Raw genomic sequence first — 11,969 nt, 5'->3', positions numbered from 1 at the left:
TGCTTTTGTAATGTTTCTCCGGCTACGATATGCTTATGTCAATTTTTCGTGGTCTGGAGGTTACATGATGAAAACCGGAAATTACCCGCCCATCGTGGTCGATCGCAGGGGCGGCATATGTACCGTGACCCTGCCGGAATGCCTTCGGCACACACAGATGCCCGCGTTGATACAGTGCTTGCGTGCCGATCAAACATTTTCTGATCTGATTTTTGATTTTTCGGCAACACGTCACGTGGACCTGAGTTCGTGGGCCGGGTTGCTGCTGATCCAGCGGATGTTTGGTACCGGTTGCCGTATCCGTATTCGGGGAACTTCGGCAAGGATCGATGAGCATTGCGTCGTGCTTGGTATCGGCCGGACTGCTCATCCCTCGCATCTTTTCATGCTTTATCTGTTGCCGGTATCGCAGCCGTTGCGTCTGGTATTTTTATTGTCGATGTTGTCAGCAAGCGCAGTGGCCGCCGCACAACTGGTTGGTGGCTGACGCCCAGGGCCGGGGAGTGTCTTCGACCTTGGGCGCCCGTTTTCAGAAACCGATCTTGCGGCTGCGCCCCATTCGGGTCTGGTCGAAATCACGGCCATCCAGCCAGTTGCGTCCTTCCAGCTTGGCGGTGCCGAACGCCGACAGCAGACGCTTCTTCATGTCGCGCGGCGGTAGTGAGGCCAGGCGTTCGAGGACGGCGTCGTCGGCGTCTGGCGGGAAGCCCCAGTCGTGTTCCGAAACGCAGTCGCGGTAGAGAGAACGGGCAATCGCCAGCGATGCGTCATGGTCCGGGCGGGGCACTTCATAGACATTCATCCGGTTGAGGATGGGTTCCGGAATGCTGCGTTCGTCGTTGGCGGTGGTTACCCACAGGATGTGCGAGGCATCGATGTCGATATCGACGAACTCGTCCTTGAAGGCCTTGGCGGTATCGTGCTCGAGTAGGCTGTACAGTGCGCCCATCGGGTCGTAGCGTGAATCGCCGCCGGCCTTGTCGATCTCGTCTAGGACCACGATCGGGTTGGCGTAGTCGCCATGCACCAGGGTGTGTGCCACCTTGCCGGGCTTGGCATTGTTCCATTGTGCCGAGGCGCCGGACAGGATCCAGCCGGCAGTGAGCGAACTCATCGACACGAATTCGTGACCGGTGCCGAGTCGGGCAGCCAGTTCGCGGGCGAAATGGGTCTTGCCGATGCCCGGTTCGCCAAGCAGCAGGATGGGCGTGAAGTGCATCGGCTCGCTGCCGGCGACGGCCAGTGCCAGGTGCTTTTTCAGGTCGTCGATGACGTCGCCGAAGTTCGGGCAGCTGTCGTAGAGATCGTCGATCATGTCGGTGCCACTGGGGCGGATCAGGAAACGGCCGCCACCGCGCTGTTTCATTTTCTCGTAGAGTGCGGCCAGGGCTTCGTTGCGGTTGCCGGTGGCGTCCTCAAGGGCGCGCTCGATGTCGGCGACGTCGTAGATGGTGCGCTCTTCAGCGACCGTGAGCCGGATGTCGGTGTGGGCCATGATGACTTCCTCCTGGACTGCATGCCTCGTTTAACGGAGCCCGGACGACCCAGCTTGAGTCGCCGGCCACGCAAAAGACGAAGCATTTCCCGTGCCGGTTACGGCATCCAGAACGAGGCCTTCTGTTCGACATGGATTTCAGGGTTGTCGGCGTCGATGATGCTGAAGGTGATCGGATGCGATCCGGAGCTGGCGCTGCCCGGTTCGACCCGCACCGACAGGGCGATTTCCTGCATGCCGGCAGCGGGCACGCTGGCCTGCCCGGTGCCGCTGATGGCAATGCCCGGCAGGCCGGCGACCTCGATGCGGAAGCTGCGCGGCTGTTCGCTGGCGTTGGTCAGGTGCATGCGGAAGGCGTTTTCGATGTCGCCATTGTCGCTTTCCCGATAAAGCGCGGCGCGTTCCTTTTCGATGCCGACCTTGAGCGGCATCCGGGTGGCCAGCGACCAGGCGCTGGCGCCGCCGATGAGCAGGAATGCACCAAGATAGAGCATCGGCCGCAGGCGCAAGGTGCGGCGGACGATTTCCTGGCGGCCGAAACCTTGCTCGACGGCGTTTTCGGTCGAGTAGCGGATCAGTCCACGCGGGTAGTTCATTTTGTCCATGACCTGGTCGCAGGCATCGATGCAGGCGGCGCAGCCGATGCATTCGAGTTGCAGGCCGTCGCGGATGTCGATGCCGGTCGGACAGACCTGGACGCAGATGTTGCAGTCGATGCAGTCGCCGAGGCCGAGGGCGCGGGGATCGGCGTTCTTCGGTCGACTGCCGCGCGCTTCGCCGCGTTGCGCGTCATAGGCGACGATCAGCGTGTCGCGGTCGAACATGACGAACTGGAATTGCGCGTAGGGGCAGATGTACTTGCACATGTGCTCGCGCAGGAAACCGGCCATGCCGTAGGTGGCGCCGCCGTAGAACAGAACCCAGAAAGCCTCCCAGGGGCCGCTGCCGGCGGTGGTCAGGCTGACCAGCAATTCACGGATCGGTGTGAAATAGCCGACGAAGGTGAGGCCGGTCCATAGTGAAATCACCAGCCAGATGGTGTGCTTGAGCGATTTCTTCAGCACTTTCCCGCGGCTGTTCGGCGCTGCATCGAGCTTGATGCGTTGCGGCCGCTCGCCTTCGATCCACTTTTCCACCCACAGGAAGATCTCGGTGTAGACGGTCTGCGGACAACTGTAGCCACACCACAGCCGGCCGGCGACGGCGGTGAACAGGAACAGCGCCAGTGCCGACAGCAGCAACAGGATGGTCAGATAGATGGTGTCCTGCGGCCACAGCACGAGGTCGAACAGATAGAAGCGGCGCTGTTCCAGGTCGAAAAGCACGGCTTGCCGGCCGTTCCACGGCAGCCAGCAGAGGCCGTAGAAGACTATCTGGGTGAGCCAGACGAAAGCCACGCGCCAACTGTTGAACACGCCGCTGACCGAGCGCGGGTAAACCTTGACGTTGGGGTCAGGTACCGGTTTGATCTCGATGGTCCGCTTGCCGGGTGATTGCTTTACCATGGTGTGCGAAGGGTTTCTCGTTTGCTTAACATGTATAATTTTTGCATCTTATCATCAGGAGGGTGCCGGTGCGACTGAGCAGTTTCTCCGACTACAGCCTGCGCGTGCTGATGTACCTGGGCGTGCATGCCGACCGGCTGGCGACGATAGGCGAAATTGCCGAGGCCTACGATATTTCCGCCAATCATCTGACCAAGGTGGTGAATCATCTGGGGCGGCTGAGCTATGTCGAGACGGTGCGCGGCAAGGGTGGCGGTATCCGTCTGGCGCGGCCGGCCGGCGAAATTCATCTGGGCGAGTTGATCCGGCAGACGGAGAACGACTGGGCGCTGGTCGAGTGTTTTGTTACAGGCGGCAACTGCCGGATACTGCCGGTCTGTCGCCTGCCGGCCATCCTCGATGAAGCGCTGGCGGCGATGTTCGCGGTCCTGGACCGTTACACCCTGGACGACCTGCTGCACCATCCGGCCGAGCTTGGCCGGATGATCCCATTGCGTGAGGCAGGGCTCAGGCCGGTTGCATGACGCGACGAATGGCGGCATTGTTGCAGGCGTTTTCGCCAGGAGCCTGATCGATGGAACGCTTCACCATTTCGCTGGATGATTCGCTGGCCCGCCAGTTCGATGAACTGATTGCGGCCCGTGGCTATGTCAATCGCTCGGAGGCGGTGCGCGACCTGATCCGCGGCGCCATTGAAAGCGATCGCCAGCGCGGCGAGCCGAGCGGTCAGTGCGTGGCCAGCCTGTCCTACGTGTACAACCACCACGAACGCGAGCTGTCCGAGCGCCTGACCGGGCTGCAGCACGATCACCATGATCTGACGGTGGCGGCCATGCACACGCATCTGGATCACGACAATTGCCTGGAAAATGTCGTTTTGAAGGGGTTGACCGCAGATGTGCGGCAATTTGCCGACGCACTGATCGCCGAACGTGGCGTCCGTCACGGCAAGCTCAATCTGATCGCCCTGGAAACGGAATTCCACCACGCGCACGACGCGCATGGCAGCGACCATGTCCACTACCGTCCCGCCCGCTGAATCCTTGCTCTCCGGCAGCGGGGAGCAGGCCTGGATCGAGGTCATCCAGAAGATGGACGAGGTCTACAACGACCTCCTCCAGTACGAAGTGGCGCTGGAAGAAAAGAACGCCGCGCTTGAAGAGTCGCACCAGTTCATCGAGAGCGTGCTGGCATCCATGTCGGACATCCTGATCGTCTGCGACCGCAATGGCGGCATCGAGGAGGTCAATCCCTCGCTCTGCCATTTTGCCGGCAAGTCGGCCGAAGAACTGGCGCATACGCCGATCTTCGACCTATTTGCCGACGATGTGGAGCGCAGCAAGGCGCGCGAGGTCTTTGCCCGCCATGCCCGTGACGGCGTGCACGACTGCGAGTTCTTCCTGCGCGCCGGCGACGGGTCGACCGTACCGGTGTCGATGAACTGCACGCCGCGCGTGTCGCAGACCGGCAAGCTGATGGGCGTCGTCGTCACCGGTCGGCCGGTCGGCGAACTGCGTCGTGCCTACCAGGCGCTGCGCCAGGCTCACGATGATTTGAAGCGGACGCAGAGCCAGTTGCTGCACGCCGAGAAAATGGTTTCGCTCGGTCGTCTGGTTGCCGGCGTGGCGCATGAACTGAACAACCCGATCAGCTTCGTGCTCGGCAATGTGCTGTCGCTGCAGCGCTACGCCAGCCGCCTCGGCACTTACCTGGATACGGTGCATGCCGGCAACGGCGAAAAATTGCCGGCATTGCGCGAGGAGTTGCGCATCGACCGCATCCTGGCCGACATGCCGCACCTGATCGACGGCATGATCGAAGGGGCCGAGCGGACCCGCGACATCGTCGACGCGTTGAAACGATTTTCCGCGGTCGACAAGGCGCAACCGGAAGAAGTCGACCTCAACGAAGTGGTCGAGCGCTCGGTGCGCTGGGTTACCCAGAGCAGCAGCGACAAGTTTGCGGTCGACTGTGATTTGCCCGACAAATTGCACTGTCGCGGTTCGTCCGGGCAACTGCAGCAGGTGGTCATGAACCTGGTGCAGAACGCCTGCGACGCGACCGCCGGTCGCCGCGATGCGCGCCTGTCGATAACCGGGCGCCAGCAGGGCGGCGAGATCGTGCTGCGCTTTGCCGACAATGGCCCGGGAATTCCCGAAGCCAATCTGGCGCACCTGTTCGAACCGTTTTTCACGACCAAGCCGGTCGGCCAGGGTACCGGGCTCGGCTTGTCGATCAGCTACGGCATCGTCGAGCGCCACGGCGGCAGGCTGATTGCCGCGAACCTGCCTGACGGCGGAGCGGAATTCATCCTGACACTGCCAGTGGAAGGGAAGTAACCACTTCAGCCTTGGCAGCAACCCGCAAAACCAGTACGCACAATGACTTATGGTTCGGGCATGGAATTTGTATGAAAATAGAAAATAGTTTCATACGCCGGATTTCCCTGCATGCGCCAAGTCCTGATTCCTCTCCTCGCCCTGCTGTTTGCCAGCCCGCTGCTGGCGCATGACCTGTGGCTCGAAGCCGCCGGCAGCGACTACCTGTTGCTGCAGGGGCACCGGCATTCCGGACACGCCGGCGCCGAAACGGTGGCTTACGATGCGGCCAGGGTCGCCGGTGCGTTGTGTGTCGACGCCGATGGTCGCAGGCGTGAGCTGACGGTGCCGGCGCAGTCCCCGGTCCGCCTGGCCGGGCCGTGCGCGGTACTGCAGGTCAGTTATGTTTCCGGCTACTGGACCAAGACCGCCTGGGAAACGAAGAACCAGCCGAAGACCGGCCTCACCGGCGTGCTGCGCAGTTGGCATTCGCAGGAAGCGGTGAAACGCATCGGCCAGTGGTCGCCAGCATCGGCCAAACCACTCGGGGTCGGGCTGGAAATCACGCCGCTGCGCGATCCTTTCACCGTGAAAATCGGCGACAAGCTGAACTTGCTGGTCACCGACGACGGCCAGCCGCTGGCCGGCGTGCCGGTGGCCTACGGCGACGATACACGTGGGGTCAGCGGCGCCGACGGGCAGATCGCCATTCGCCTGCGTCACGGCGGGCTGCAACTGCTTACGGCCAGCCGGGAAACGCCGCTGAACGACGGCAAGGCGGATGTTTCGCTGCGCTCGACCAGCCTGCAATTCGAGATTTCGCGATGAGGGCGCTGCTTCTTTCCGGCTGGCTGCTGGCTTTGCCGGCGGCGGCCCATGAAATCGTTGTCGAGACGCTGAGCGGCCCGGCGAATGTCGTTCGCCTGCATTACGCCGACGGCCAGCCCTTTGCGTTCGAGGCCTACGAGCTTTACCCGGCAGGCAGCGAGGTTCCGGGACAGGTCGGACGGACCGACGCCCGTGGTCGCGTCGTCTTCATCGCCGACGATCAGCCGCAATGGCGGCTGAAAGCCTGGTCGGCCGATGGCCATGGTGTCGAGCGGGAGATCGTTGTCCAGGCAGTGGGCGGGACGGCGGTAGAGGTCGCGGCTACGCCGGCGCGTTCCAGTCTGTGGCTGGCGGGACTGGGCGGGATTTTCGGACTGTTCGGGGTGTGGCAGCTTTTCCTGAGGAAGAAGAAAGCATGAACAAGCGCATCTTGCTGGGGGCGGGATTGGTTCTAGGTCTGGCGCAAGCGGCGCTGGCCCATCACGGTGTGGCCGGCGTCGGCGTGGCCGCCTTGCAGGGGCCGGGGGCGCCGATCGAATCGGCGGCATCGTCGGTATTGCCGGAAGGTGGCGTGCTCGCTTACCTGAAGGTCGATGAAGCGCGCTTCAGGAAATACGACTGGGCGGCGCCGAACGCCGATTACGCCCGTTTCACCATGCTTGGCCTGGGTTACGGCGTGACGCCGTGGTTCTCGGCCTATGTTTTCGTGCCGCACAACACCAAGGTCGAGGAATCCGGCGGTCTCGATTCGCGTGGCTGGGCCGACATGTCGCTGATGGGCCAGGTTGGTTTTCGTTACGACCAGGATGGCTGGCGGCTGACCCCGGCCAATGAAAGCCTGGACGATCTCGAGGACTGGCATTTCAGCGTCTTTGCCGGCGCCACCGTGCCGACCGGCAGCGCCAACCATCGTCTGGCCGACGGCTCGATCGATGCCGGCAAATCGCTGGGTTTCGGCAAGCCGGCGTGGTCGCTGGGAATCACCGCGAGCAAGATGCTCAGCGAGACGCTGACGCTGAGTCTGGAGGCATCCACTTTCCGCTTCCAGCCCTATACCTACGATAACGGCGAGCGCGTGCAGTTCGGTGCCGAGAACCGGCTCAACGGCGCCCTGGCCTGGCGGGCGCTGACGCTGCCGGAGCAGCGATTCCGTCTCGATCCGGTGCTCGAACTGCAATATCTGACGCTTGGCCGTGACCGCGTCGAAGGCGTCGGCGAGCGCGGCACCGGTGGGCGCATGCTCTACGTCATGCCCGGCGTGCGCGCCTACTGGCATAACGCCAGTTTCGCGCTGGGGGTGAAGAAACCGGTGTGGACCGATCTCAATGAATCGAGCACCCAGCAAGGCGCCGAGGGCAAAGAAAAATATCGCCTGGTCTTCTCCGCTTCGCTGATGTTCTAATCGACAGCGATGCATATCCCCGACGGCTTCCTGTCTCCGCAAACCTACCTGCCGGCCTGGGGGCTGGCCGGTGTCGCCTGGGCCTGGGCCGGGCGGGGACTGGCCCGGCGCCTCGATGAAACGCTGGTGCCGCGGCTGGCGATGCTGACGGCGCTGGCCTACGCCCTGGGGCTGGTCATGCTGCCGCTGCCCGGCGGGACATCCGGCCATGCGCTGGGGGTAGCGGTGCTGGCGCTGATCTTCGGCGTGCGCCTGGCTTTTCTTGCCTACAGCGGGGTGCTGCTGTTGCAGGCGCTGCTGTTCGGCGCCGGCGGCATCACCGCGCTGGGCGTCAACGCGCTGGCGCTCGGGCTGGTCGGGGCGTTGGTCGCCGTGGCCGTGCGCCGGTTGTTCGCGGTCGCCGGCGACACTGTCGCCGTCGCGCTGGCTGCCTTCATCTCGCTGCAGGTGTCGGCGCTGCTGGTTGCGCTGCTGCTCGGCATCCAGCCGACGATCGCCCGGCGTGAAGACGGGACGCCGTTGTTTTTCCCGCTCGGGCCGGAGATCACCGTGCCGGCCGTGCTTTTGCCGCATCTGCTGATCGGCATCGGCGAGGCGGCACTGACGGTCTTCGTCTGGCGCCATGCCCGGCGAAAAGGCTGGGTCAGCGCATGAACCGCGCACAGTCCTGGCTGCTGCTTTACCTGCTTACGGTGGTCGGCATCACTTTCGTGCACCAGGCTGGCTGGCTGGCTGCTGGTCTGGGGCTGGCGCTGCTGGCGGCCGGGCCGGCGCGCTGGCGCTTGCTGACGCGGGCGGTGCTTGCGCTGTTGCTGTTCAATGTCAGCGTCAGCCTGGCTTACGCGCTGGTCGCCTGGTGGCAGGCGCGGCCGGTGGCGGACGTGCTGCTGTTGATGAACCTGCGCGTGCTGCTGCTGGTTTTTCTCGGTTTCTGGCTGGTCGACCGCATCAAATTGCTGGAAGCGCTGGCCGGCTGGCCGTTGCTGGCAATGATCGCGACGCTGGCAATCGGACAGGTCGCGGTATACCGGCGCCTGCTCGACGATTTCCGGCTGGCTTTCCGCAGCCGCAATCCGGTTTCGCCGACGCCGGTCGATCTGCTGCGCCATGCTGGCGCCCAGGGTGGTGCGCTGCTCGACAAATCGCTGCACAGCGCCGATCAGGTGGCGCAGGCGATGCGTTCGCGGGGGGCGTTCGATGCTTGAGTTTGCTGATGTCGGCTATGCCTGGCCGGATGGCAAGACGCTGTTTTCCGGGCTGAACTTCCGCATTGAAGCCGGCGAGAAAGCCGTGCTGCTGGGGCCGAACGGCGCCGGCAAATCGACCTTGCTGCGCCTGGCCAACGGCCTGCTGGCGCCGGCCAGCGGTACGATTTCCTGGCAGGGACAGGCGTTGACCGCAGAAATCCTGCGCCAGCGCGATTTCTCCCGCGCTTTCCGGCAGGCTAACGTGCTGCTGTTCCAGCATCCCGAAGCGATGTTGTTCAATGCCAGCGTACGCGACGAAATTGCCTACGGGCCGAAGCAACTGGGGCTGGCCGATATCGACGCCCGCGTGGCGCGTTGGGCTGGCGAGTTGAAGCTCGACGGCCTGCTCGACGAAGCACCGTTCGCGCTGTCTGGCGGGCAGAAGCAGAAGCTGGCGCTGGCCTGCCTGCTGGCGCTCGACCCGCAGTTCCTGGCGCTTGACGAACCGAGTGCATCGCTCGATCCGCGCACCGTCGGCTGGCTCATCGACACCTTGCTCGATTCCGGGCGCACCTTGCTGATCAGCACGCACAACCTGAGCCTTGCCGCCGAACTGGGCGAGCGCGCGCTGATTCTCGACGAACACGGCCAACTGATTTACGACGGGCCGCTGGCAACAGCGTTGCACGATCTCGACCTGCTGCAGGCGGCCGGTCTGGCGCATCGGCACCGGCATCGTCATGGCGGGACGGCGCATGCACACCTGCATGCCCACGATTGGGAGTCGTCCTGAGTCGCCGAAAGGCGGGTGAACGGAATGCTGCGGTCAACGCCCGGAATGGTGGAAAATTGCTGCCAAGTACTCCATAATTCATAATTACACACCCTGTTCCGGATCTTTGGAGTACCCTACAGGGTTTTCCCTAACCTGACTGCCGAGGATTTTTCCGTGGAAAAGGATTTGCGCGAAGCCGCACTTGAATATCACCGCTGGCCCACGCCAGGCAAGATTTCCGTCCGCCCGACCAAGGGACTGACCAATCAGCGCGACCTGGCGCTGGCCTACTCGCCGGGTGTTGCCGCCGCCTGTGACGCGATCGTTGAAGATCCGGCGACGGCCGCCTGGTACACCTCGCGCGCCAACCTGGTTGGTGTCGTCACCAACGGCACCGCCGTCCTCGGCCTTGGCAACATCGGACCGCTGGCCTCGAAGCCGGTCATGGAAGGCAAGGGTTGCCTGTTCAAGAAATTCGCCGGCATCGACGTTTTCGACATCGAACTGGCCGAGAACGACCCGGACAAGCTGATCGACATGATCGCCGCGCTCGAGCCGACGCTCGGCGGCATCAACCTCGAAGACATCAAGGCGCCGGAGTGCTTCTACATCGAAGAGAAGCTCAAGGCGCGGATGAACATTCCGGTCTTCCACGATGACCAGCACGGCACCGCGATCATTTCCGGCGCCGCCATGCTCAACGGCCTGAAGGTCGTCGGCAAGAAAATCGAAGAGGTCAAGGTCGTCGTTTCCGGTGCTGGCGCCGCGGCCATTTCCTGTGTGAACCTGTGGTGCGATCTCGGCGTCAAGCGCGAGAACATCACCATCTGCGACTCCAAGGGCGTCATCTACGTTGGCCGCCCGGGCGGCATGGACGAAACCAAGGCCCGTTACGCCCAGGAGACCGACAAGCGGACGCTGGCTGATGCCCTGGTCGGCGCCGACATCTTCCTTGGCCTGTCCGCCGCTGGCGTCGTCAAGCAGGACATGGTCAAGACCATGGCCGACAAGCCGATGGTTTTCGCGCTGGCCAACCCGACCCCGGAAATCATGCCGGAACTGGTCAAGGAAGTCCGTCCCGACGCGATCATCGCCACTGGCCGTTCCGACTATGTGAATCAGGTCAACAACGTGCTGTGCTTCCCCTTCATCTTCCGCGGCGCCCTGGATGTCGGCGCCACGCGTATCACCGAAGAGATGAAGATGGCCTCGGTGCGTGCCATTGCCGAACTGGCCGAAGCCGAAGTCACCGATGAAGTGGCCATGGCCTACCCCGGCGCCGATCTTTCCTTCGGCCCGGAATACCTGATTCCGAAGCCGTTCGACCCGCGCCTGATCGTCAAGATCGCGCCGGCTGTTGCGCAGGCCGCCATCGACTCGGGTGTCGCCACCCGTCCGATCACCGACTGGGATGCCTACCGCGCCAAGCTGTCGGAATTCGTCTATCACACCGGTGTCGGCATGCGTGCCATCTTCCAGGCAGCACGCCAGGCCAAGGGCAAGCGCATCATCTACGCCGAGGGCGAAGATGAACGCGTGTTGCGTGCCGCCCAGGTGGTGATCGAGGAAAAATTTGCCCGCCCGATCCTGGTCGGACGTCCTGGCGTCATCGAGCATCGTCTGGAAAAAGCCAAGCTGCGCATCAAGCCGGGCGTCGATTTCGATATCGTCAATCCGGAATCCGACGAGCGCTATCGTGAGTGCTGGACCGCCTATCACAAACTGATGGTGCGGCGCGGCGTGACGCCGGCCATTGCCAAGGAAGCCCTGCATCGCAAGCCGACGGTGATCGCCGCCATGCTGCTCAAGCTGGGTTACGCCGATGGCCTGATCTGCGGCATGTCCGGTCAGTACAGCCACCATCTCGGGGTGATCAACCAGGTCATCGGCAAGCGCGCTGGCGTCAATACGCTGGCGGCGATGAATTACCTGATGCTGCCGGGGCGTTCGCTGTTCATCTGCGACACCCACGTCAATGAGAATCCGACGGCCGAGGAAATCGCTGAAATGACGCTGATGGCGGCAGAGCAGGTCAAGCGCTTCGGCAGCCATCCGAAGGCGGCGCTGCTGTCGCATTCCAATTTCGGTTCCGGTTCGTCAGAATCGGCACGCAAGATGAGCGTTGCAGCGGGGCTGGTTTCGGCCATGTCGGCAGGCGAACTGGAAGTCGATGGCGAGATGCACGGTGATTCGGCGCTCAGCGAGGATGTCCGGCGCGAAGCCAATCCGGAGTCGCCGCTGAAGGGCGAAGCCAACCTGCTGGTGATGCCGAATATCGATGCCGCCAACATCTCCTACAACCTGCTCAAGATGACCGCCGGCGAAGGCGTCACCATCGGCCCCATCCTGCTTGGCGTCGCCCGTCCGGTGCATGTGCTGACTTCGACGGCCACCGTGCGCCGTCTGGTCAACATGACGGCGCTGGCGGTTGTGGAGTCGATGGAACGCTGATTGCCCGA

At 63.2% G+C, this 11,969-nt stretch carries 13 protein-coding genes; 11 read left to right on the top strand and 2 right to left on the bottom strand.

Annotation, left to right across the window (positions count from 1 at the left end):
• Nucleotides 1-64 precede the first annotated feature (64 nt).
• Entirely contained in the window at nucleotides 65-487 is a 423-nt protein-coding gene (locus tag BJN45_RS12880; RefSeq protein ID WP_076095849.1) for a hypothetical protein, read from the top strand.
• A gap of 42 nt (nucleotides 488-529) precedes the next feature.
• Here the strand turns inward: BJN45_RS12880 and BJN45_RS12875 are convergent, their stop codons facing one another.
• Both BJN45_RS12875 and ccoG read right to left on the bottom strand, forming a co-directional pair.
• Nucleotides 530-1,495 (bottom strand): AAA family ATPase, encoded by a 966-nt coding sequence (locus tag BJN45_RS12875; RefSeq protein WP_076095847.1) that lies wholly within the window; start codon nucleotides 1,493-1,495, stop codon nucleotides 530-532.
• 98 nt (nucleotides 1,496-1,593) lie between these two features.
• The gene (gene ccoG, locus BJN45_RS12870; RefSeq protein ID WP_076095845.1) at nucleotides 1,594-3,000 is read right to left on the bottom strand and encodes a cytochrome c oxidase accessory protein CcoG; all 1,407 of its coding nucleotides are present in this window, start codon (nucleotides 2,998-3,000) and stop codon (nucleotides 1,594-1,596) included.
• A 68-nt stretch (nucleotides 3,001-3,068) separates the two neighbouring features.
• Here ccoG and BJN45_RS12865 point away from each other — a divergent pair, with 68 nt between their 5' ends.
• From BJN45_RS12865 to BJN45_RS12820, 10 genes are all read left to right on the top strand, one after another.
• Complete coding sequence (locus BJN45_RS12865) at nucleotides 3,069-3,524, top strand: RrF2 family transcriptional regulator (protein WP_076096125.1); 456 nt, start codon at nucleotides 3,069-3,071, stop codon at nucleotides 3,522-3,524.
• Nucleotides 3,525-3,574: 50 nt separating this feature from the next.
• Complete coding sequence (nikR, locus tag BJN45_RS12860; RefSeq protein ID WP_076095844.1) at nucleotides 3,575-4,039, top strand: nickel-responsive transcriptional regulator NikR; 465 nt, start codon at nucleotides 3,575-3,577, stop codon at nucleotides 4,037-4,039.
• A complete protein-coding gene (locus tag BJN45_RS12855; protein ID WP_076095842.1) occupies nucleotides 4,014-5,339 on the top strand; it encodes a PAS domain-containing sensor histidine kinase in 1,326 nt (441 codons plus the stop codon). Before nikR ends, BJN45_RS12855 begins: the two co-directional genes overlap by 26 nt.
• Before the next feature lie 111 nt (nucleotides 5,340-5,450).
• Nucleotides 5,451-6,146 (top strand): DUF4198 domain-containing protein, encoded by a 696-nt coding sequence (locus tag BJN45_RS12850; protein WP_076095840.1) that lies wholly within the window; start codon nucleotides 5,451-5,453, stop codon nucleotides 6,144-6,146.
• Nucleotides 6,143-6,565: a hypothetical protein gene (locus BJN45_RS12845; protein ID WP_076095838.1), complete on the top strand. Its 423-nt coding sequence runs from the start codon at nucleotides 6,143-6,145 to the stop codon at nucleotides 6,563-6,565. Before BJN45_RS12850 ends, BJN45_RS12845 begins: the two co-directional genes overlap by 4 nt.
• Nucleotides 6,562-7,548 carry a hypothetical protein gene (locus BJN45_RS12840; protein WP_076095836.1) on the top strand — a complete coding sequence of 329 codons (987 nt, stop codon included), beginning with the start codon at nucleotides 6,562-6,564 and terminating at the stop codon, nucleotides 7,546-7,548. The genes BJN45_RS12845 and BJN45_RS12840 overlap by 4 nt, the downstream gene beginning before the upstream one ends.
• Nucleotides 7,549-7,557: 9 nt before the next feature.
• On the top strand, nucleotides 7,558-8,202 hold the full coding sequence (locus BJN45_RS12835) for an energy-coupling factor ABC transporter permease (RefSeq protein ID WP_076095834.1): 645 nt from the start codon (nucleotides 7,558-7,560) through the stop codon (nucleotides 8,200-8,202).
• Nucleotides 8,199-8,753 (top strand): ABC transporter permease, encoded by a 555-nt coding sequence (locus BJN45_RS12830; protein ID WP_076095832.1) that lies wholly within the window; start codon nucleotides 8,199-8,201, stop codon nucleotides 8,751-8,753. Before BJN45_RS12835 ends, BJN45_RS12830 begins: the two co-directional genes overlap by 4 nt.
• Nucleotides 8,746-9,528 carry an energy-coupling factor ABC transporter ATP-binding protein gene (locus BJN45_RS12825; protein WP_076095830.1) on the top strand — a complete coding sequence of 261 codons (783 nt, stop codon included), beginning with the start codon at nucleotides 8,746-8,748 and terminating at the stop codon, nucleotides 9,526-9,528. The genes BJN45_RS12830 and BJN45_RS12825 overlap by 8 nt, the downstream gene beginning before the upstream one ends.
• Before the next feature lie 156 nt (nucleotides 9,529-9,684).
• On the top strand, nucleotides 9,685-11,961 hold the full coding sequence (locus tag BJN45_RS12820; RefSeq protein ID WP_076095828.1) for an NADP-dependent malic enzyme: 2,277 nt from the start codon (nucleotides 9,685-9,687) through the stop codon (nucleotides 11,959-11,961).
• Nucleotides 11,962-11,969: the final 8 nt, after the last annotated feature.

It is taken from the genome of Azonexus hydrophilus (assembly GCF_001956855.1).
Lineage (GTDB): Bacteria > Pseudomonadota > Gammaproteobacteria > Burkholderiales > Rhodocyclaceae > Azonexus > Azonexus hydrophilus_A.
This window is presented reverse-complemented; position numbering and strand designations above follow the sequence as displayed.